The 20,709-nt window shown below is 66.6% G+C and carries 17 protein-coding genes; 12 read left to right on the top strand and 5 right to left on the bottom strand.

Annotated elements, in window-relative coordinates; translation table 11 throughout:
- Nucleotides 1–3 precede the first annotated feature (3 nt).
- The 5 genes from LOS8367_RS10695 to LOS8367_RS10675 all read left to right on the top strand — a co-directional run bounded on the left by LOS8367_RS10695 (nucleotide 4) and on the right by LOS8367_RS10675 (nucleotide 6,467).
- Complete coding sequence (locus LOS8367_RS10695) at nucleotides 4–2,058, top strand: acetate--CoA ligase family protein (protein WP_085896498.1); 2,055 nt, start codon at nucleotides 4–6, stop codon at nucleotides 2,056–2,058.
- Nucleotides 2,055–2,840, top strand: a complete 786-nt coding sequence (locus LOS8367_RS10690; protein ID WP_085896497.1) for a carnitinyl-CoA dehydratase — start codon at nucleotides 2,055–2,057, stop codon at nucleotides 2,838–2,840. The genes LOS8367_RS10695 and LOS8367_RS10690 overlap by 4 nt, the downstream gene beginning before the upstream one ends.
- A gap of 19 nt (nucleotides 2,841–2,859) precedes the next feature.
- Nucleotides 2,860–3,783, top strand: a complete 924-nt coding sequence (gene bcoG / locus LOS8367_RS10685) for a 3-dehydrocarnitine:acetyl-CoA trimethylamine transferase BcoG (protein WP_085896496.1) — start codon at nucleotides 2,860–2,862, stop codon at nucleotides 3,781–3,783.
- Entirely contained in the window at nucleotides 3,780–5,201 is a 1,422-nt protein-coding gene (locus LOS8367_RS10680) for a carnitine 3-dehydrogenase (protein ID WP_085896495.1), read from the top strand. Before bcoG ends, LOS8367_RS10680 begins: the two co-directional genes overlap by 4 nt.
- 258 nt (nucleotides 5,202–5,459) lie before the next feature.
- Nucleotides 5,460–6,467, top strand: a complete 1,008-nt coding sequence (locus LOS8367_RS10675; RefSeq protein WP_085896494.1) for a zinc-dependent alcohol dehydrogenase family protein — start codon at nucleotides 5,460–5,462, stop codon at nucleotides 6,465–6,467.
- A gap of 97 nt (nucleotides 6,468–6,564) precedes the next feature.
- On the opposite strand, the gene fahA is transcribed toward LOS8367_RS10675, so the two are convergent.
- Both fahA and hmgA read right to left on the bottom strand, forming a co-directional pair.
- Entirely contained in the window at nucleotides 6,565–7,824 is a 1,260-nt protein-coding gene (gene fahA, locus LOS8367_RS10670) for a fumarylacetoacetase (protein WP_085896493.1), read from the bottom strand.
- Between the two features lie 34 nt (nucleotides 7,825–7,858).
- Nucleotides 7,859–9,199: a homogentisate 1,2-dioxygenase gene (gene hmgA, locus LOS8367_RS10665; protein WP_242665565.1), complete on the bottom strand. Its 1,341-nt coding sequence runs from the start codon at nucleotides 9,197–9,199 to the stop codon at nucleotides 7,859–7,861.
- 175 nt (nucleotides 9,200–9,374) lie between these two features.
- Between hmgA and LOS8367_RS10660 the strand changes: the two genes are divergently transcribed.
- Nucleotides 9,375–9,818: a MarR family winged helix-turn-helix transcriptional regulator gene (locus LOS8367_RS10660; RefSeq protein ID WP_085896491.1), complete on the top strand. Its 444-nt coding sequence runs from the start codon at nucleotides 9,375–9,377 to the stop codon at nucleotides 9,816–9,818.
- A gap of 214 nt (nucleotides 9,819–10,032) precedes the next feature.
- Nucleotides 10,033–10,263, top strand: coding sequence for a hypothetical protein (locus tag LOS8367_RS10655; protein WP_085896490.1), 231 nt, complete (start codon nucleotides 10,033–10,035; stop codon nucleotides 10,261–10,263).
- A gap of 177 nt (nucleotides 10,264–10,440) precedes the next feature.
- Here LOS8367_RS10655 and xylA read toward each other — a convergent pair whose 3' ends face one another.
- The 3 genes from xylA to xylB form a co-directional block, all read right to left on the bottom strand.
- Nucleotides 10,441–11,742 carry a xylose isomerase gene (gene xylA, locus LOS8367_RS10650; RefSeq protein WP_085896489.1) on the bottom strand — a complete coding sequence of 434 codons (1,302 nt, stop codon included), beginning with the start codon at nucleotides 11,740–11,742 and terminating at the stop codon, nucleotides 10,441–10,443.
- Nucleotides 11,743–11,859: 117 nt separating this feature from the next.
- Nucleotides 11,860–12,888, bottom strand: coding sequence for a LacI family DNA-binding transcriptional regulator (locus tag LOS8367_RS10645; protein WP_085896488.1), 1,029 nt, complete (start codon nucleotides 12,886–12,888; stop codon nucleotides 11,860–11,862).
- Between the two features lie 122 nt (nucleotides 12,889–13,010).
- Entirely contained in the window at nucleotides 13,011–14,456 is a 1,446-nt protein-coding gene (gene xylB / locus LOS8367_RS10640) for a xylulokinase (protein WP_085896529.1), read from the bottom strand.
- Nucleotides 14,457–14,959: 503 nt separating this feature from the next.
- On the opposite strand from xylB, the gene LOS8367_RS10635 reads away from it, so the two are divergent.
- From LOS8367_RS10635 to LOS8367_RS10615, 5 genes are all read left to right on the top strand, one after another.
- Entirely contained in the window at nucleotides 14,960–15,721 is a 762-nt protein-coding gene (locus LOS8367_RS10635) for a GntR family transcriptional regulator (protein WP_165761443.1), read from the top strand.
- A gap of 138 nt (nucleotides 15,722–15,859) precedes the next feature.
- Complete coding sequence (locus LOS8367_RS10630) at nucleotides 15,860–17,407, top strand: type 2 periplasmic-binding domain-containing protein (RefSeq protein ID WP_106535046.1); 1,548 nt, start codon at nucleotides 15,860–15,862, stop codon at nucleotides 17,405–17,407.
- A gap of 138 nt (nucleotides 17,408–17,545) precedes the next feature.
- Complete coding sequence (locus LOS8367_RS10625) at nucleotides 17,546–18,673, top strand: Gfo/Idh/MocA family protein (RefSeq protein WP_085896486.1); 1,128 nt, start codon at nucleotides 17,546–17,548, stop codon at nucleotides 18,671–18,673.
- Nucleotides 18,674–18,838: 165 nt separating this feature from the next.
- Nucleotides 18,839–20,065 (top strand): D-mannonate dehydratase ManD, encoded by a 1,227-nt coding sequence (gene manD, locus LOS8367_RS10620; protein ID WP_085896485.1) that lies wholly within the window; start codon nucleotides 18,839–18,841, stop codon nucleotides 20,063–20,065.
- A 142-nt stretch (nucleotides 20,066–20,207) separates the two neighbouring features.
- Nucleotides 20,208–20,708, top strand: coding sequence for a GNAT family N-acetyltransferase (locus tag LOS8367_RS10615; RefSeq protein WP_242665564.1), 501 nt, complete (start codon nucleotides 20,208–20,210; stop codon nucleotides 20,706–20,708).
- The last annotated feature ends 1 nt before the right edge of the window (nucleotide 20,709 follow it).

Genomic DNA, 20,709 nt, shown 5'->3' with positions numbered 1-20,709 from the left:
TCCGTGGAGCCGCTCAGCCGCTTCTTCTCGCCGCGCGCCATCGCCGTCGTCGGAGGCGGTACCTGGTGTGAGAGCGTGGTGCGCCAGTGCCGGGCGGCGGGCTTCGCCGGGCCGATCTGGCCGGTGCATCCCGGGAAAGCCGAGGTCGGTGGCCTGCTGGCCTATCCCGATCTCGCGGCACTCCCCGGCACGCCTGACGCCGCCTTCATCGGCGTCAATCGCATGCGGACGGTCGAGGTCGTGGCCAAGCTGTCGGCCATGGGATGCGGCGGCGCGGTGTGCTTCGCGGCAGGGTTCAGCGAGGCGGTATCCGAGCTGCACGACGGCGCGGCGCTGCAGGCCGAGCTGGTCGCGGCAGCGGGCGGGATGCGGGTGCTCGGCCCGAACTGCTACGGCATGGTCAACGCGCTCGATCAGGTCGCGCTGTGGCCCGACCGGCATGGGATAACGCCCTGTGACAGCGGCGTGGCCGTCATTGGCCAGTCCTCGAACGTGCTGATCAACCTCACCATGCAGCGTCGCGGCCTGCCATTGGCCGTCGTCGTCGCCGCCGGCAACCAGGCCCAGACCTCGCTGGTGGATCTGGGCATCGCGCTGCTCGAGGATCCGCGCATCACCGCGCTGGGGCTGCATATCGAGGGCATCGGAGACCTGCCCGCCTTCGAGCGGCTTGCCCGCCGCGCGCGCGAGGTGGGCAAGCCCGTCGCCGCGCTCAAGGTCGGTACTTCGGGACAGGCGCAGGCGGCGGCGGTGTCGCACACCGCCTCGGTCACCGGCAGCGATGCCGGCGCGCGGGCGCTGCTGCGGCGGCTCGGCATCGCGCAGGTCGACACTCCAGCGGAGCTGGTCGAGACGCTGAAGCTTCTGCATGTGACCGGCGGTCTGGCCTCGACGCGCATCGCCTCGGCCTCCTGCTCGGGCGGCGAGGCGTCGCTGATGGCCGATATGGGCGAGGCGGCGGGCGTGGTCTTTCCGCCGCTGGAACCGGGCCAGCGGGCGGCGCTGCGCGCCGCGCTCGGCCCCAAGGTCGCGCTCGCGAACCCGCTCGATTACAACACTTATATCTGGGGCGACGAGGCGGCGCTCGCGGCCTGTTTCACCGCGCTGTGCGATGCCGATCTGGCGCTTGGCTGCGTGGTGATCGACTTTCCCCGCGACGACCGTTTCGACGCGCCTGAATACGATCAGGTGCTGCGCGCGGCGGCGGCTGCGAAAGATGCCACCGGCACGCCGATGGCGCTAGTCTCGCTCTTGGCCGAGGGGCTGCCCGAGGCGGTCGCGGCAAGGGCGCTGCGGCACGGCATCACCCCGCTTTGCGGCATGGGCGAGGCGCTCTGCGCGGTCCGCGCCGCCGCCGGGATCGGGGGGCGCGGGGCCCGGGACGGCACCATGCCCGAGCCCGTGCTGATCCCGAAGGAGGTGCAGGGCGCGACCCGCATCTACCTCGAGGCCGAGGCCAAGGTGCTGCTCCGCGCGGCTGGAATCCGGGTGCCGAAATCGACCAGCGCCGCCTCGGCCGAGGCGGCCGGGACCGCCGCCGCCGCGATCGGCTTCCCGGTCGTGCTGAAGGGCGAGGGCATCGCCCACAAGACCGAGGCCGGGGCGGTGGCGCTGAACCTGGCCAGCGCCGGGGCAGTGCGCGAAGCGGCAGAGGCGATGCCGGCCGAGAGCTTTCTCGTCGAGGAAATGATCACGGGTTGCGTGGCCGAGCTTCTCGTCGGGGTGATCCGCGATCCGGCGCATGGCTTCGTCCTGACGCTGGGGCTCGGCGGCATCCTTACCGAGCTGATCGGCGACACCGCCTCGATGCTAATCCCCGCCAGCCGCGACGAAGTCGCGGACGCGCTCGCCGGGCTGCGGACCGCCGCGCTGCTGACCGGCTATCGCGGGCGGGCAACAGCCGATATGCAGGCCGTGCTCGATACGGTCATGGCACTGCAGGAGTTTGTCCGACTTCATGCGGATCGGCTGCAGGAGGTCGAAATCAACCCGCTGATCTGCCGCGCGACGGATGCCGTGGCGGCGGACGCGCTCATCAGGATGGGAGAGAGCCGATGACATCTTCGAACGTGCGCACCGAGCGCCGCGGTGCGGTGCTCGAGGTGACGCTGGACCGGCCCAAGGCCAACGCCATCGACACGGCCACCAGCCGCGAGCTGGGCGAGATCTTCACCGCCTTTCGCGATGACCCGGAGCTGAGGGTGGCGATCATCACCGGCGCGGGCGAGAAATTCTTCTGCCCTGGCTGGGACCTCAAGGCCGCCGCCGAGGGCGAGGCGGTCGATGCCGATTACGGCAAGGGCGGCTTCGGCGGGCTGCAGGAACTGCGCGGGCTCAACAAGCCGGTCATCGCCGCGGTAAACGGCATCGCCTGCGGCGGCGGGCTGGAGCTGGCGATCAGCGCCGACATCATCCTCGCCGCCGATCACGCCAGCTTCGCCCTGCCGGAGATCAAGTCGGGGACGGTGGCGGATGCCGCCACGATCAAGCTGCCCAAGCGCATCCCCTATCATATCGCGATGGAGCTGCTTTATACCGGCCGCTGGTTCGATGCGCAGGAGGCGCATCGCTGGGGTCTCGTCAATCGCATCCTGCCCGCCGCCGAGCTGATGACGGCGGCGCGCGCCATGGCCGAGGAGCTGGCCGCCGGGCCGCCGCTGGTCTTCGCCGCGATCAAGGAGATCGCCCGCGAGGCGGAGGACATGAAGTTCCAGGATGCCATGAACCGCGTCACCGGCAGCCAGTTCGAAACAGTCGAGCGGCTCTATCGCTCCGAGGATCAGAAGGAGGGCGCGCGCGCCTTTGCCGAGAAACGCGACCCGGTCTGGAAGGGCCGGTAACGAGAGGACAGGAGACGTTATGCCGCTCGAGATGAACCGCAAGATATTCCTTACCGCCGCGATCACCGGTGCCGGGGCCACGCAGGACAAGAGCCGCCTCGTGCCCCGCTCGCCCAAGGAGATCGCCGAGGCCGCCATCGACGCCGCGAAGGCGGGGGCCGCGATCGTGCATTGCCACGTGCGCGACCCCGAGACCGGCGCGCCCTGCCGGGACCTCGATCTCTACCGCGAGGTGACCGACCGCATCCGGTCGGCCGATATCGACATGGTGCTCAACCTGACGGCGGGGGTCGGCGGCGACCTCACCTTCGGCGGGGTCGAAACGCCCATGGATATCGACGCGGCCGAGACCGACATGGCCGGCGCGACCGAGCGCATGGCCCATATCCGCGCCTGCCTGCCCGAGATTTGCACGCTCGATTGCGGCTCGATGAATTTCGGCGATGGCGATTACGTCATGACCAACACCACCGCTATGCTGCGGGCCATGGGCGCCCAGATGACCGAGCTTGGCGTGAAGCCCGAGATCGAGGCCTTCGACACCGGCCACCTGTGGTTCGCCAAGCAGCTGGTCCGCGAGGGCGTGCTCGACGACCCGGCACTGGTGCAGCTCTGCATGGGCGTGCCATGGGGCGCGCCCAACGATCTCAACACCTTCATGGCGATGGTCAACAACGTGCCCGAAAGCTGGAATTGGTCGGCCTTCAGCCTCGGGCGCGACCAGATGCCCTATGTGGCCGCGGCCGCCTTGGCGGGGGGCAATGTCCGCGTCGGCCTCGAGGACAATCTCTATCTCGAGCGTGGCGTGCTGGCGACCAACGCGCAGCTGGTCGCGAAGGCCGCCAGCCTGCTGTCGAACATGGGGGCCACGCTCATGGGCCCGCAGGAGGTTCGCGACCAGCTCGGGCTGAGCAAGCGCGCGCCCGGTGACCTGCCGGCATGAGCCGCGCGGCGATCATCGGCGGCGGTGTCGTCGGCGGCGGTTGGGCCGCGCGTTTCCTGCTCAACGGCTGGGACGTCGCGGTCTTCGACCCCGACCCCGACGCCGAGCGCAAGATCGGCGAGATGCTCGACAATGCCCGGGCCTCGCTGCCCGCCCTCTACGACCGGCCGCTGCCGCCCGAAGGTCGGCTGAGCTTCGCCGCTTCCGTCGTCGAGGCGGTGACGGGGGCGGACTGGGTGCAGGAGAGCGTTTCGGAGCGGCTCGACCTCAAGCACGCGGTCTATGACGAGATCGCCGGCCACCTTCCCGAAGGCGGCTTCGTCGCCTCCTCTACCTCGGGCTTCAAGGCCAGCGATCTCGCCGCACGCGGCGCGCCGGTCGTGGTGGTGCACCCGTTCAACCCGGTCTATCTCCTGCCTCTGGCCGAGATCTCGGGGGAGGCGCGGTATTGCGATCGCGCTCACGAGATCGTCGCCTCGATCGGCATGCACCCGCTCGTGCTGCGCAAGGAAATCGACGCCTTCATCGGCAACCGGTTCCAGGAGGCGGTGTGGCGCGAGGCGTTGTGGATGCTCAAGGACGGCATTGCCACGACCTCGGAGATCGACGACGCGATCCGCATGAGCTTCGGTCTTCGCTGGGCGCAGATGGGGCTGTTCGAGACCTACCGCATCGCCGGCGGCGAGGCCGGCATGCAAAGCTATATCGAGCAGTTCGGCCCGACCCTCGGCTGGCCCCGGACCAAGCTGATGGACGTGCCCGAGCTAGACGATGCGCTGATCGACATGATCGGCCGCCAGTCCGATGCGCAGTCTGGGCACCTGTCGACCCGCGCGCTGGAGCGGCTGCGCGACGACAACCTCGTCGCCATCCTGCGCGGCTTGCGTCGCACCGGCAGCGGTGCGGGCGGCGTCCTTCTCGAACATGAGCGGAGCCTGCCCGAGGGCGGGGAACTCGATGGGCTGCCGATCACGCTGCGCAAATCCGTGCCGGTGACCTGGACCGACTACAACGGACACATGAACGAGGCCGCCTATCTCGAACTGGGCAGTTGGGCGACCGATGCGCTGATGAAGCTGGTCGGCGCAGACGCGGCCTATATCGCTTCGGGCAAAAGCTTCTTCACCGTCGACACCCGAATCCGGTATCTCGACGAGGTGCATCGCGGCACGATGCTGACGGTGACCACGCAGCTTCTCGAAGCGACAGGCAAGAAGATGAAGCTGTTCCACCGCGTGACCAAACCCGACGGGATTCTCGCGGCGACGATCGAGACCCTGCTTTTGCACACCGACCTGACGTCCCGCCGCGCCTGCCCCCCCGATCCGCAGGTGGCAGCGGCGCTCGAAACCCTGGCCGCAGCCCATGCCGGGCGACCCGCCGAGGGCGCCGGTGGCGCCGTCGGGCAACGCAGCTGACGAACGGAGCTGGCCGCCCATGTGCACGGGCAATACGTGCAGATGAACGCGGCGGATGGCGATCTCGAACTGGAATGGAAGGTGCATCTGCGCTCGATCGCTGGGATTGGTACGGATTTCCGGACCTGATCCCGGCGTCGCGCGGCCAGTGGCCACGCCCTAATTTCAAGGTGGCGGGACATTCCGGCGCATGCGCTAGATCATGATAGCAATAGGGGCACGGCCCCGGCAGGGACATCCAACAGGAAAGGCAAGCTCTTGATAAAGGTAACGAGCAGGGCGCCCGGCGGCCTCGACAACCTCGTGCTGGAAGATGTGGCCGAACCGGCGGCACCCGGCCCGGGCGAGATCACCGTGCGCCTGCATGCCAGCTCGCTCAATTATCACGACTACCGGGTCTGCGCCGTCGAGGGGGCCTTGCCGGACGGGCGGATTCCGATGGCCGATGGCGCGGGCCGCGTCGAGGCGGTCGGCGAAGGCGTGGACGACTTCGCGGCCGGCGATTCCGTCGTGTCCTGCTTTTTCCCGGACTGGCAGGCGGGCGACGACCGGCCATTCGACTTTTCGGGCACCCCCGGCGACGGGCGTGACGGCTATGCGCGCGAACGTGTCACGCTGCCCGCGAGCTGGTTCACCCACGCGCCCGAAGGGTGGAGCCACGAGGAAGCGGCGACCATCACCACCGCCGGCCTAACCGCCTGGCGGGCGCTGGTGGTCGATGCGGGGCTCAAGGCCGGCGACACGGTCGCCGTGCTCGGCACCGGCGGCGTGTCGATCTACGCGCTGCAACTGGCCAAGGCGATGGGTGCCCATGTGATCGCCACCTCCTCGTCGGATGCGAAGCTCGAGCGCCTGCGCGGGATGGGGGCGGATCACGTCATCAACTATCGCGAGGCGCCCGAATGGGGCGAGGAGATGCGCCGCCTGACCGGAGGTCGCGGCGTCGACATCGTGGTCGAGGTCGGCGGGCCCGCCACGCTCGCGCAATCCATCGTCGCCGGACGCCCCGGGGCGCATATCGCGCTGATCGGCGTGCTCACCGGTCGCGCCGGAGAGGTTCCAACCGCCCTTCTGATGGCGCGCCAGCAACGCCTGCAGGGCCTGATCGTCGGCTCGCGCACGCATCAGCTCGATTTCGTGAAGGCGCTCGACGCGTTGAAACTGCGCCCGGTGATCGACCGCAGCTTCGAGCTGTCCGATCTCGCGCAAGCCTTTCGGTATCAGGAAAGCGGTGCGCATTTCGGCAAGATCTGCGTGACGATGTGAAGTGGGCTACATCGACCTGCCGGCACCTCGCTGCGATCTCATCCGGCTCGTAATTGTACCGGGCACTTGAAAGGCAATCGGCGGGCCGAGGCCCTTCTCAGCAGTGGGCCTTGTAGGGATCGTCCAGCGCCGGCAGCACCTTGCCGGTACATTCGCCGAAACCGACACGGTACCCGTCGCCCCGCGCATGGCCCCTGAACCGCAGCGTATCGCCATCCTCGATGAAACTGCGGGTCTGGTCACCGACGGCAATCGGCTCCTTGCCGCCCCAGCTTAGTTCAAGAAGCGCCCCGCGGCTCTCTCTGGCAGGCCCCGATATGGTGCCCGAACCCAGCAGGTCGCCGACCCGCATCGGGCAGCCCGACGTGGTGTGGTGCGCCAGTTGCTGCGCGGCGGAGTAGTACATCTCGCGGTAATTGGTCCGCGCGATGGTGACCGGCCCTGCCCATTCGGGGGCGAGCTCGACCTCCAGATCGATGTCGTAGAGCATCGGGCCCGGCTCCTGCAGATAGGGCAGGAGTTCGCGCTCGCGTTCGGGCGTCGACGTGCGAAACGGCGCAAGTGCTGCGGCGGTGACGATCCACGGGCTGATCGAGGTCGCCGTCGCCTTGGCCTGGAACGGGCCGAGCGGCTGGTATTCCCAAGCCTGGATGTCACGCGCTGACCAGTCGTTCAGCAGCACGTAGCCGAAGATCATCGCATCGGCCTTTGCGACGCTCAGCGGTCCGTTCGAGGGCTGGCCGAGGATCGCCCCCATCTCAAGTTCGAAGTCGAAACGCTCCGACGGCGCGAAGCGGGGAAGCGCGTCATCCGGCCCCTTGATCTGGCCCCAGGGGCGGCGGATCTCGGTGCCCGACACCACGACCGACGAGGCGCGGCCATTGTAGCCGATGGGCATCGACAACCAGTTTGGCGGCAAGGCGTTTTCGGCGCCGCGAAACATCGTGCCGACATTGGCGGCGTGATGGCGACTGGCGTAGAAATCCGTGAACTCGGCCACCGTAAACGGCAAGTGCATGCGGGCCTCGGCCTGCGACACCAGATGCGCGCGCAATGCCTCGGACTGCGACGCCCCCTCGGCCAACAGCTCCCTCAGCCGCGACCGGAGCGCTGCCCAAGCCTCGGTGCCTGCCGTCATGAGCGGGTTCCAGGTGGCCGACTGCAACAGGGGGCCTCCGCGCAACGCGATGATCCCCGCACGCTCCAGCGCCGCGACGTCGAGGATCATGTCCCCGATCGCCACGCCGCAGCGCGGGGCCTCGCCCGGGGTCGAGAAGACGCCGTAGGGCAGGTTGTTGAGCGGGAAATCGGTCTCGGCCTCATTGGCGCTTTCGACCCAGCTTCTGTCGAGGCTCATCTCCCCTCCCCGCGCCCTTGTCGTAAAAGAGGGCTCAGTCCCATTTGCCTTCCGGCGTGCCGTCGAAGTGCTTCTCGAGACTGTCCCAGCAGCCGATATAATACTCCTGCAGCGGCGCCTCCTTCGCGGCGAACTCGGTCAGATGCTGCGGAAAGCGCGTCTCGAACATGAAGGACATGGTGTCCTCGAGCTTGCTCGGCCCGAGATCGGCATGGGTGGCCTTCTCGAAGGCTTCGTTGTCGGGCCCGTGCGGCAGCATCATGTTGTGCAGGCTCATGCCGCCCGGCACGAAGCCCTGCGGCTTGGCGTCGTACTGGCCGTGGATGTTGCCCATCAGCTCGGACATGACGTTCTTGTGGTACCAGGGCGGGCGGAAGGTGTTCTCGGCCACTGACCATCGGTCGCGGAACAGCACGAAGTCGATATTGGCGGTACCCTCGACGCCCGATGGTGCGGTCAGCACGGTGAAGATTGACGGGTCGGGATGGTCGAACAGCACCGCGCCGACCGGGCAATAATTCCGCAGGTCGTATTTCACCGGCGCGTAGTTTCCGTGCCAGGCCACCACGTCGAGTGGCGAATGCTCGATCTCGCAGCGGTGGAACTGGCCGCACCATTTCACGGTGACGGTCGAGTGCGTCTCGCGGTCCTCGAAGGCGGCCACCGGCGTCTTGAAATCGCGGCGGTTGGCCATGCAGTTGGCGCCGATCGGCCCGCGCCCGGGCAGCTGGAACTTCTGGCCGTAATTCTCGCATACGAAGCCACGCGCCGGGCCTTCGAGCAGCTCGACCCGGTAGACCAGCCCGCGCGGAAGGATCGCGATTTCCTGCGGCTCGAGTTCGATCACGCCGAGCTCGGTGCAGAACCGCAGCCGCCCCTCCTGCGGCACCACCAGAAGCTCGCTGTCGGCAGAGTAGAAATAGGCGTCGACCATGCTTTCGGTGACGAGGTAGATATGGCTCGCCATGCCGGTCTGCGTGTTCACGTCGCCCGCCGTGGTCATCGTGCGCATGCCGGTAAGCCAGTCGAGCGGCGTGTCGGAATGCGGCACCGGGTCCCAGCGGTACTGGCCCAGCGAGGTGACGTCGGGCATCACGTGCGGCGCCGATTTCCAATAGGGCAGATCGATGCGTGCAAAACGGCCGGTGTGCTTCACCGAAGGCCGGATGCGGTAGCACCAGGTCCGTTCGTTCTGATGGCTGGGCGCGGTGAAGGCGGTGCCCGAAAGCTGTTCCCCGTAAAGGCCGTAGGCGCATTTCTGCGGGCTGTTCATGCCTTGCGGCAGCGCGCCGGGCAGCGCCTCGGTCTCGAAGTCGTTGCCGAAGCCCGGCATGTAGGATGGTCTCGCGCCGTCGTCGTTTGGCGCGCGCCTCATCTCCTGCGGAACCTCGCCTGACGCCATCTTTCCCCTCCCCCTGATCGGCCCGAACGAGCCCGTTTCAAGTCGTGGCCAAGTTTCGTTGCGATTGCAACGATGTCAAGAAACATTGCAAATGAGAGGAAGCTGCGCGAGGGGGACGCACTACCCGCGACCGAGATGAGACGATGTCATGGACCACGACCTGCCCGATTTCGACTTGTCGCGCTTCCTGCCCTACCGGCTGTCCGTGGCGGGCGACCGGCTGAGCGCCGGGTTGGCGCGGCGCTACCGGGCGGAGTTCGGCATCTCGGTCGCCGAATGGCGGGTGCTGGTGCATGTCACCGACGCCGGGGAGGTCTCGATCCGGGATCTGGAGCGCCGGGTCAATCTGGAGAAATCCAAGGCCAGCCGCGCTGCCACGCGGCTCGCGCAGGCGGGCTATATCCGCAAGGCCCCGAACCCCGCGGATCGGCGGCTCCTCTGCCTGTCTCTGAGCGAAAAGGGACGCGAATTGATGTCCCGGCTTCTCCCCATCGCCTCGGCCTACCAGGCGCGGCTCGAGGAGATCATCGGCGACCGTATGAGCGAACTCGAAGCAGCGCTGGAGATCATGGCGACCTCCGAACTGGACTGACGCCGCTTGCTGTCCGGACGGTTCTACCCATGTCCGGCAACCAAACTGCGGGCATGCAGGTGGCATTTCGATGCCACCACCGCTCCTTTGCCCTAGAGACATCGATGATCGCATCGCGCCCATTCCCGGTAGAGAAAGACCGGTAACTGGAGCTTGGCCCTGTGACAGAACGGCTAATCCAAACCTAATCGGCGGCGGTGACGCCGTCCGCTTCGTGTTCGGCGACGAAACGGCGAATGGTCGACGCGAGCGCGAGGTGATCCTCGACTACGAGGCGGGTCTCGACGAGATCGACCTCGGCGGCGCGAGCATCCGCAAGGTTCGCGAGTTCGGCAACAACCTCCAGATCGAGCTCGACGGGGATCGCGACATGATCTTCCTCACCGGGGTGGGCGACATAGACGAGGTCACCTTCCTGAATGCCGAAGGGCTGGCCTTCGTCTGATCCGGACGCCGCCGCGATCCCGGTATGGGGCCGCGGCGGCCCTCCCATATAGGTCGTAGCCCGGGCGAAGAGAGATGGCGGAAAGCGCGTCATGGGTCCGGCACCATGTCCGCCCATGGTCGCGACACTCAGCCGGGCTGATCGCGGCGGCCCTCTCTAGAGCCGCCGCGCTTCGCATTACAGATAGCGGTTCACGAGGTTCTCGAGCCGCTCCTGTCGGCTCGAACGCGGCTCGGGGTTGATCCCCTCGCTCTCGACCCGGGCCGCGATATCCTCGAAGCCGCCCGCGAGCATGGACTTGGCCTCCGCCGTCTCCCAGCCCGCGTAGCGCGCGTCGCGCGCCTGCTCGAGCTTGCCATCCTCGAGCATCTTCGCCGCAGCCTTGAAACCCGCCGCGCAGGCATCCATGCCGCCGACATGGGCGAGGATCAGATCCTCCGCGTCGAGCGACTGGCGCCGCAGCTTGGCGTCGAAATTGGTGCCGCCGGTGGTGAAGCCGCCGGCGCGCAGTACCTCGTAATAGGCCAGTGCCATCTCGGGCACGTTGTTGGGGAACTGGTCGGTGTCCCAGCCTGACTGGTAGTCGTTGCGGTTCATGTCGATCGAGCCGAAGATTCCCAGTTCGCGCGCCAGCGCCAGCTCGTGCTCGAAGCTGTGACCGGCAAGGACCGCGTGGCCCTGCTCGATGTTGACCTTCACCTCCTTTTCCAGTCCGAAGTCCTTGAGGAAGCCATAGACCGTCGCGACGTCGTAGTCGTATTGATGCTTGGTCGGCTCCTGCGGCTTGGGCTCGATCAGGATCGTGCCATCGAAGCCGATCTTGCGGGCGTATTCGACGGCCTGCGTCAGGAACCGCCCCGCCTGCTGCCGCTCGCGCCCCATGTCGGTGTTGAGCAGCGTCTCGTAGCCCTCGCGCCCGCCCCAGAGCACGTAGTTCTCGCCGCCGAGCTGATGCGTCGCGTCGATGCAGGACTTCACCGTCGCGGCGGCGAAGGCATAGACATCCGGATCGGGGTTGGTCGCGGCGCCCGCCATGTAGCGCCGGTGCGAGAACAGGTTCGCCGTACCCCACAGGAGCTTCGTCCCCGTCTCCTCCATTTTGCCTTGGAAGTAATCGGTGATCTCGCGCAGGTTGCGGGTGTTCTCGGTGAAGCTCGCGCCCTCGGGCCGCGCATCGACATCGTGGAAGCAGAAATAGGGCACGCCGAGGATTTCAAACATCTCGAAGGCCACGTCGGCCTTGAGCTTGGCCTTCGCCATCCCCTCCCCGAACCAAGGCCGATCGAAGGTCTGGCCACCGAAGGGGTCGCCCCCCTCCCAGGCGAAGCTATGCCAGTAGGCGACCGAAAAGCGCAGGTGATCGCGCATCGGCTTGCCCATCACGACCTCGTCCGGATCGTAGTGTCGGAAGGCGAATTCGTTGTCGCTGCCAAGGCCCTCGTGGCGGATCTTGGGGATGTTCCTGAAGAAGTCGGTCATGTCGGTCTCGTTCCTCGCCTGCCGATCTGCCCCGTGGCGCAGCGCTCGGCCCATCATTTCTGACTAACGTACATCAGAAATGGTACGGCGCAAAGCCTGATCCGATCTCGGTACGGCTCAGGGCAGGTTGTCGCGCAGGAATATTTCGGTGTGGATCCGTCCGGTCTCGGCATCGATCGGCATCGCTTCGATCAGGTTGCGGATGATGACGAGAGCGCTCGTCACCTCCTTGCGGATGTCCTGTTGCAGCACGGCGTCGAACATCCCGTCTTGCAAGGCCACGCGGGACTGGTCGGTCAGTTCATGCACGACCACCATGGGTCGCGGGTCGGCCCCCGCGCGATCCAGCGCATCACGCAGGCCGCGATTGCCGCCGCCGAGGCTGTAGATGCCGATGATATCCGGGTGCTCCCGCAGCTGGTCGGTCAAAAGCCGGTCCACCCGCGCGGCCTCGTCGCCGCTTTCGATCGGGGGCAGCAGCTTCAGCTCGGGAAACTCCGAATGCATGACCTGCTCGAAGCCGAGCCTGCGTTCGACATGATCGCGCACCAACATCGAGCCTGCAACGATCGCGATGCGGCCGGGCCGACCGGCGCAGAACCGGCCCAACAGGCCGGCGGCGGTGCGCCCGGCCGATACGTTATCGATGCCCACGAAATGGCCGCGCGCCGACGCCGAGAGGTCGGATATCAAGGTCACCACCTGAATACCTGCAGCGCGCAGTTCCGAGACGGCCTGCCGCACCTCCGCCGACTCCGTGGCGACCATCACCACCCCGTCGGCCTCCGTCTCTCTCGTCCGGCGTAGCTCGGCTCCGAGCGCCCGGCCATCGAATGGCGGGACCAGCGAGACGCTGATTTCGGTGCGGTCGCGCAGCGCGATCCGCGCCTGCGTTTCAAGCTCGGCTGCGAGGTTGCGCATGAAGCTGTTTGGCCCGTCGGGGATCACGAAGCGGATCTTGTAGATCCGCTTGCGCGACAGGTTCGCCGCCATCAGGTCGCGCTCGTAGCCGAGCTGCTTCATCGCCGCGCGAACCCGCTCCTGCGTGGCCGCCCGGACGCCGTCGCGCCCGTTCAGGACCCGGTCGACGGTGGAGAGGCTGACATTGGCCACGCGCGCCACGTCATGCACGGTCGGTCGCGACATATGACGGCCCCTCTGGATTGCTACGATACCCGGTTAGAGCAGCGCTGACGGATCGGCAACTTGGCGAGAGGTGCGAGCCGGAAGAGACGCGGCGTTACGGTCACCGTGCGCCTCGCGCACCGTCACCCCCGGCTCAGAGCCTTGAGCGCCGCATAGCTCTCCTTGTAACGGGCATGCGCCTCCGAAAAGGCGCCGCACAGATCCCGCTCCGGTTCCACCACACGCGAAATGGCGGGTGGCGTCGCGATCTCGGCGCCCTGCCCGTTGGCCGCCATCAGCCCAAGCCGTGCCGCGCCGAAGGCGCCGCCGAAATCGCCCGCGACTGGCAGCTCGACCGGCATCTCGAGCGCGGTGGCAATCGCCTTCAGCCAGTACTCCGAGCGCGTGCCGCCGCCGACGCCGATCAGGCGGTCGAAGCGGGTTCCGGTCGAGGCCAGCGCATCGCGGCTGTCGCGGATCGCGAAGCTCACCCCTTCCAGCACGGCGCGGACCAGCGCCGCGCGATCCGTGTCGTGCCCCATATGCAGGAACGAGGCGCGGATATGCGCGTCGTTATGCGGCGTCCGCTCGCCGCCGAGATAGGGCAGGAACAGCGTACGGGACGGCGCCTGCAGATCGCCCAGATCCGCGGTCAGCGCGGGGGCCGGACTCCCCAGCACGCCCGCGAACCAGTTCATCGCATCCGCCGCGGCGAGGATCACCCCCATCTGGTGCCAGCTCTCGGGCAGCGCGTGGCAGAAGCTGTGGACCGCACTGGCGGCGTTCGGGTGAAACCCATCCGTCGCGGCGAAGAGCACGCCAGATGTACCGAGCGACACGAAGGCCGTACCGGGTTTCACGACGCCCATGCCCACCGCCGAGGCCGCGTTGTCGCCACCGCCGCCGGCAACGACGACATCCGAAGGCAGGCCCCAGCGCGCGACGAGTTCCGGGCGCAGCCGGCCCGATACCTCCGAGCCCTCGACGAGCCGTGGCATCCGGTCGCGATCCAACCCCGACGCCTCGAGCAGTGCCTCGGACCAGTCGCGCGCGGCGACGTCGAGCCAGCCGGTCCCGGCGGCATCCGACATCTCCGAGACATGCTCTCCGGTCAGCCAGAGGCGCAGGTAGTCTTTGGGAAGCAGCACCTTGCGGATGTTTTCGAAGACCTGCGACTCGTGGCGCCGTACCCAGGCGAGCTTGGGGGCGGTGAAGCCGGGGAAGACGATGTTGCCTGTGATCGCGCGAAACCGCGGATCGGCATCGAGCGCCGCGGCCTCGGCGTGACTGCGGGTATCGTTCCACAGCATGCAGGGCCGCAGCACCCGGTCGGAGGCGTCGAGCAGCGTCGCACCATGCATCTGCCCCGACAGACCGATGCCGCGCACCGCAATGGCGTCGATCCTGTCCAGAAGCGCGCCGATCGCGGATTCGGCCGCCGCAATCCAGGCCGCGGGATCCTGCTCGGACCAGCCGTCATGGGGCCGCGCAACCGAAAGTGCGGCGCTGCTTTCCGCGAGGATCGACTGATCCTCGGCGATGGCCAGCGCCTTTAGGCCCGAAGTACCGAGATCGAGGCCGATCACGATCATGACGGCTCTCCTGCCCGGTGGCGTCTGCGCGAAAAGATGCGTCTCGACGCATGGCGCATACGGATTGGCGACGCCGCATATGAAACGGTATCCGCCCGCGCCGTCCTGCTGGCATCCATCGGCTGCTCCTCCAAAACCCCTGACCGGCCGCGACTGCGCGACGTGGCCATCTGTATATGAGTTACGTACATCAAGCTGCATCTCCTGCAAAGCGGGATCTGGTCTCGCTGGACGTTAGCGATGTCACGCTCTCGACCCGTTCTGATGCGGCTACATGATATCGCGGGTCATCCCGGCACAGGCAGCATTTGATGCAGGAAGGCGAAGCAAGCTACTTCCGCGCTGGAAACAGGAGTTGACGAATCTTTCCAGCATCTGGCTACATGGCAAACAAATGTTTAACTCTGTTCATAAGATTTCCGAACTGATATATCAGTTGACGAAGTTAGAGGCACGGCCTCCGAGCGAGGTTGTCACCCCGTATGGTTCGGGAGAGCGAATTGCAGAACCCATCGCCGCAGACCTACCCGCCCAAGTCCGTTCCCGTCGCCGAACTGCTGGCCGGCACCCGGCTCGATCCGGGGGCCAACATCACCTTTCAGGTGTTCGATGTCCTGCGGGACCTCATCGTTTCGGTGAAACTGCGCCCCGGCCAGAGACTGTCGGAAAAGGAGATCGCCGCCGCGCTCGATGCCAGCAAGACGCCGGTACGCGAGGCGCTGATCCGGCTCGACGAGGTGAAGCTGGTCGAGATCGTGCCGCAAAGCGGGACCTACGTCACCAGGATCTCGGTCAGCCGCTACACGACCGCCTGCTTCATTCGCTTGCAACTCGAACTCGGCGCCGTGCACGACGCGGCGATCCGCCCTGATCCCCGCCACCGGGTCGAGGATCTCGACGGCATTCTCGGCCTGCAATCCGACGCGCTCGACCGCGATGACGCCACCGCCTTCTTCGAACTCGACGAGAGATTTCACCGCCAGCTCTTCGTGCTGTCCGGACATGCCGATGCCTGGGCCACCGCCCGGCGATCGCAATTCGACCTGAACCGCGCCCGGCTCATTCGCCGCCGGCACCGGATCCTGCGCGGCCCCGAGGTGATCGCGGAGCACGCCGCGATCGCAGACGCGATCCGCGCCCGCGACCCACAAGCCGCGGAGGCCGCACTCCGGGCGCATATTGGCGATCTGGACCGGCAGGTCGGGGTGCTCTTCACAGATGAGAGGCTGCACGGGCTGATCGAGTTGCCGACCGCGAACTGACCGGGCGGCCCGACGCGGCCGCGCCGGATGCAAGGGCCTGACGCGGTGAGGAGGCCGCGCCGGCACGACCATGGGTGAGCCTCCGCTCGGGGCGCTCACCGATGAATGACCGATTTACGCGAGAGGGAGGACAACAGTATGCGTAGAGCGTCTTTGGTTTCGGCCATCCTGAGCACGACATGCTTGGCCGGCGCGGCCGCCGCAGAGGAGGAGCTGCGGATCACCGATGCGCCGCTGGAGCTTTCGATCCACATGCATTGGGACCGCTCTCAGGGCTATGACGAAAGCTACCCGGTCGAGCAGAAGGCACGCGAGCTGACCGGTATCCACCTGATCGAAGCGACCGCCGGCAAGAACACCAACGACACGCGCGAGGCGATGAACCTGTTGCTGGCGATGGGCGAGATGCCCGATATCGTCGGCAGCCAGCTGATCAAGCAGCCAGTCAATGAATACGGCCCGCAGGGCGCCTTTCTGCCGCTGAACCAGCTGATCGAGGAGCATGCACCCCACATCAAGGCCTTCTTCGACGAACGCCCCGAACTGCGCCGGGCGATCTCGGCCTATGACGGCAACATGTACTACATCCCCTATCTGCCCGACGGGAAATACGGCCGTGCCTACTTCGTCCGGCAGGACTGGCTCGACAAGCTGGGCCTAGAGCGTCCCGACGATGTCGACGCGCTTTACGACACGCTCGTCGCCTTCCGTGATCAGGACCCCAACGGCAACGGAAAGAAAGACGAGATTCCGTTCTTCGTGCGCGATTGGGAAGAGCTGATGCGGCTCGTCGTGCTCTGGGATGGCCGCTCCTCGGGCTCGGACACGCCGCATGATTTCATGGTCAACGATGATGGCAAGGTGGTGCACCCCTACGCTCAGGAGAACTACAAGATCGGCCTCGCCAACATCGCGCAGTGGTATCGCGAGGGGCTGATCGACCGGGAAGTGTTCACTCGTGGCTCCAGCGCCCGCGACTACCTGCTCGGCGAAGATCTGGGCGGCATGACACATGACTGGTTCGCTTCGACCTCGGGCTACAACGCCTCGCTTTCGGGCGAGATCGAGGACTTCGACTTCGTGCCGATGCTGCCGCCGAAATCGGTCAGCGGCCACCGCATCGAGGAGCATCGCCGCATTCCGATCAAGCCGGATGGCTGGGCGATCAGCCATTCCAACGCGCACCCGGTCGAGACCATCAAGTATTTCGACTTCTGGTTCACGGAAAAGGGCCGCTTGCTGTCGAATTTCGGGATCGAGGGCGAGCAGTACGAATTGATCGACGGTGAGCCGGTGTTCAAGCCAGAGGTGCTGAACAGCGACCAGCCGGTGAACAGCCAGCTCTGGGCCATCGGCGCGCAGATCAAGAAGGGCTACTGGCAGGACTACCGCTACGAGTGGCAGTGGACCGCCCCCGCCGCGCGCGAGGGGATCGAACTCTACGACTCCCACGATCTGCTGGTGGACCAGTTCCTCGGCGTCGCCTTCAGCAAGGAGGAGCAGGCGGTCTACGACAAGTACTGGCCCTCGATCCAGAGCTACATGCTGGAGCGCCAGCAGGCCTGGGTGCTCGGCAATGGCGATGTCGAGGCGGATTGGGACGGCTATCTCGAGACGCTCGACAAGATGGGCTTCGACGAGGTGATCGAGGTCATGAACGCCGCCTATGCGCGGCAATACGGCTGAGCCTCTCCGCATCTCGCATGCCGCGGTCGACCCGATCGCGGCATGCCCCTGCCCGGCCCGCGCACCGACCGATCCGGCGCGAGCGCGTCGGCCACCCAGAAACTCCCTAAATCGCCGTCAGGCCAAGAGTAGGACAACATGACTAGAGTCTTGATTTTCGGGACCGGTTTCGCCGGTCAGGGTCACGCCGAGGCGTTCCGAGGCGCTGGTGCCGAGGTCGTGGGCGCCGTCGGCCGCACCCCGAGCGTCGTGGACGAGGTCGCCCGGAACTTGGACATCCCCTATTCCGGGACCGACTGGCAGGAGGCGCTCGAGACCTGCCGCCCCGACATCGTTTCTATCGCGACCCCCGGCGGCGCCCATTACGAACCGATCAAGCAGGCGATCGCGTTCGGCTGCCACGTGTTCTGTGACAAGCCGATGACGGCGGAGGGCGACACGGCGGCCGAGCTTTACGAACTGGCGCGGCGGAAGGGGGTCAAGACGGCCTATGCCGCGAGCTTTCGCTACGCGCCGAGCATCCTGCATGCCAAGCGACTCGTGGCCGAAGACGCGATCGGCGCGCCTACCGAGGTCGAATGCATCTCGCATTTCAACCTCGAACGCGAGATCCCCTTCGGCTGGTCGCACCGCAAGGAGGAGGGCGGCGGCCGCCTCAACAACAACTTCACCCACACGCTGTCGATCGTGACCTCGGTGCTGGGTGACAGGATCCTGTCGATTGCGGGCGAGGTGCGCGATGATCTGGGCCGCGCGCCGATCGTCGAAGGGGTGCACAACTTCGCCACGCGCCGCGACTTCATCCCCCAGAACCTCGACGACCCCTCGCTCGAATGGGGCGAGAGCAATGTCGAATGGTCCTATACGGTGATGGCGCGGCTGGAGAGCCGCTTCGCCGACACCCCCGTCTCGGTGCTGTTCAAGCATGGCGGTCTGGTGCCGCGCTTCCACGAGGATCACGTCGTCTTCTACGGCACCAAGGGCGCGATCTACGTCAAGGGCCATTACGGGAGCGGCCACCTGTATCTGCACGAGAACAAGACTTGGCGGGAATTGCCGCTGCCCGGCGACATCGCCGCCGCCGTGCCGGATGTGCGCGGCGAGACCGAGCAGTGCTGGCACCATCTCGCCCGCGAGTTCGTGCGCGACATTCGCGGCGAGGCGGTCGAGCCCTACCCGACCTTCAGGGAGGGCAGCCAGTACCAGCGGATCATCGACCTGATCCGCAGGAACGACAGCTGGACGGATGTGACCGGCCTCGCCTGACAACTGTTCGAGCCACGCGCAGCCTCGGTAGCGCGCCACTACATGTCGCCGGGCTACGCGAGCCCGGCTCTCAATGATCCATGAACGGCCCGCAGGGCCGGCAGGCGGGGTCCCCGCTCCAGCAGGAGCGGCGATCACCGCCCGCTTCGACGGAGACCCGACCCCATGAAGATCACCGATGCCAAGCTGTTCGTCGGCGGCCCGGCCAAGAACTACGTCACACTCAAGATCATGACCGATCAGGGCGTCTATGGCCTGGGCGACGCGACGCTCAACAACCGCGAGACCCTGCCCGCGAAATACCTGCAGGACTACCTGATCCCGAACCTGATCGGGATGGACCCGCGCCGCAGCGAGGACATCTGGCAGTTCCTCTATCGTGGCGCCTATTTCCGGCGCGGCCCCATCGCCATGGCGGCCTACGGCGCCATCGACATGGCGCTTTGGGACATCAAGGGCAAGCTCGCCAACATGCCGCTCTATCAGCTCTTCGGTGGTAGGAGCCGCGACGGCGCGCTGGTCTACGCCCATGCTACCGGCGCCGATCTTGAAGATCTGATGGACTCGATCGCCCATTACGTCGAACAGGGCTACAAGGCGGTGCGCGTGCAATGCGGCATCCCCGGCATGCCGACGGCGAGCTATGCCGTGCCCGAGACGAAGGGCGACGTGAAGAACTACATCACCGATTACAGCGGCATCCGGCCCAAGCTCGAGATCTGGGACAGCGAGAAATACATCCGCTTCATGCCCGAGGCGCTGATGCGGATCCGAGAGCGGTTCGGCCCCGAGCTGAAGATCCTGCACGACGTGCACCACCGGCTCACCCCGCGCGAGGCGGCGGCCTTCGCCAAGGAGGTCGAGCCGGCGCGGCTGTTCTGGCTCGAGGACCCGACGCCCGCCGACGATCAGGACGCGCTCAGGCTGCTGCGGCAGCACTCCACCGTGCCGGTGGCCATAGGCGAGGTGTTCAACTCGATCTGGGATTGCAACAAGCTGATCGAGAGGGAGATGATCGACTTCATCCGCGTCGCCGTTACCTATGCCGGCGGCATCACTCATGTGAAGCGGATCGTCGATCTCGCCGGGCTGCACCATGTGCGCACCGGCTTTCACGGGGCGCCGAGCCATTCGCCGATCTGCATGGCGGCGCATGCGCATCTCAACGCCTGGGCGCCCAATTTCGGGATTCAGGAATATCTCGTTCTGGGCACGCCGGAATGCGACGCGCTGTTTCCGTCCGAGCACCGGATGGAGAACGGCATGGTCTTCGTCAGCGACGCGCCAGGTCTCGGCGTCGATTTCGACGAGACGGAGGCCGCGCGCTACGAATACCGGCCCGGCAGCCATCCCGTCGTGCGGCTCGAGGATGGCACGATGTGGAACTACTAAGGCGCATCCCGGGCGGAGCGAGCGTCCCTGCTCCGCTTACGGCCGGGCGTCCGGGGACTTATCGCGCCCGGCCCTGCTGTCAGGCCAAACCCGTCCTGAATGGCGAGTGCCTTGCCACGGCTATCCGTTTCGGGCCTCATGCATGGCCATGATCATTCGTTCGGAAACCCCGGCCGACGTGGATGCGATCCGCCGGCTGACGATCGCCGCCTTCGAGCGGATGCGCTTCAGCGACGGCACGGAGGTCGACGCGCTGGACAGGCTGCGGCGGGACGGTGACCTCGCCCTCTCGCTGGTCGCGCTCGAAGGAGACGAGATTTCGGGCCATGTCGCGTTCTCGCCAGCCGCAATCGGCAAGACGCGCGAAGGCTGGTTCGGAGTGGGTCCGGTCTCCGTCCTGCCCGCCCGGCAAGGCGTGGGGATCGGCTCGGCTCTGATGCAAGCCGGTCTGACGCTGCTCGGCGCCCAGGGAGCGAAAGGGTGCGTGCTGATCGGCGACCCTGCCTTCTACGGGCGGTTCGGCTTCGTCAGCGACGGTGCGCTCACCTACAAGGATATTCCAACGAGGCATGTTCAGTGGCTCGCCTTCGAAGGCGACCGGCCGGAAGGTGAGGTGAGATTCAGCGACGGCCTACAGGACTGAG

The sequence above is a fragment of the Limimaricola soesokkakensis genome, from assembly GCF_900172345.1.
Classification (GTDB): Bacteria; Pseudomonadota; Alphaproteobacteria; order Rhodobacterales; family Rhodobacteraceae; genus Limimaricola; species Limimaricola soesokkakensis.
Note: the sequence above shows the minus strand (reverse complement) of the source record. Positions and strands in the feature narration are given on the sequence as shown.

What these genes read in the sequence shown, in the direction of transcription:
- LOS8367_RS10690 (WP_085896497.1), top strand. Translation starts at nt 2,055, where the DNA reads ATGACATCTTCGAACGTGCGCACCGAGCGCCGCGGTGCGGTGCTCGAG.
- bcoG (WP_085896496.1), top strand. Translation starts at nt 2,860, where the DNA reads ATGCCGCTCGAGATGAACCGCAAGATATTCCTTACCGCCGCGATCACC.
- LOS8367_RS10680 (WP_085896495.1), top strand. Translation starts at nt 3,780, where the DNA reads ATGAGCCGCGCGGCGATCATCGGCGGCGGTGTCGTCGGCGGCGGTTGG.
- fahA (WP_085896493.1), bottom strand. Translation starts at nt 7,824, where the DNA reads ATGAGCCTCGACAGAAGCTGGGTCGAAAGCGCCAATGAGGCCGAGACC.
- hmgA (WP_242665565.1), bottom strand. Translation starts at nt 9,199, where the DNA reads ATGAGGCGCGCGCCAAACGACGACGGCGCGAGACCATCCTACATGCCG.
- LOS8367_RS10660 (WP_085896491.1), top strand. Translation starts at nt 9,375, where the DNA reads ATGGACCACGACCTGCCCGATTTCGACTTGTCGCGCTTCCTGCCCTAC.
- xylA (WP_085896489.1), bottom strand. Translation starts at nt 11,742, where the DNA reads ATGACCGACTTCTTCAGGAACATCCCCAAGATCCGCCACGAGGGCCTT.
- LOS8367_RS10645 (WP_085896488.1), bottom strand. Translation starts at nt 12,888, where the DNA reads ATGTCGCGACCGACCGTGCATGACGTGGCGCGCGTGGCCAATGTCAGC.
- LOS8367_RS10630 (WP_106535046.1), top strand. Translation starts at nt 15,860, where the DNA reads ATGCGTAGAGCGTCTTTGGTTTCGGCCATCCTGAGCACGACATGCTTG.
- LOS8367_RS10625 (WP_085896486.1), top strand. Translation starts at nt 17,546, where the DNA reads ATGACTAGAGTCTTGATTTTCGGGACCGGTTTCGCCGGTCAGGGTCAC.
- manD (WP_085896485.1), top strand. Translation starts at nt 18,839, where the DNA reads ATGAAGATCACCGATGCCAAGCTGTTCGTCGGCGGCCCGGCCAAGAAC.
- LOS8367_RS10615 (WP_242665564.1), top strand. Translation starts at nt 20,208, where the DNA reads ATGGCCATGATCATTCGTTCGGAAACCCCGGCCGACGTGGATGCGATC.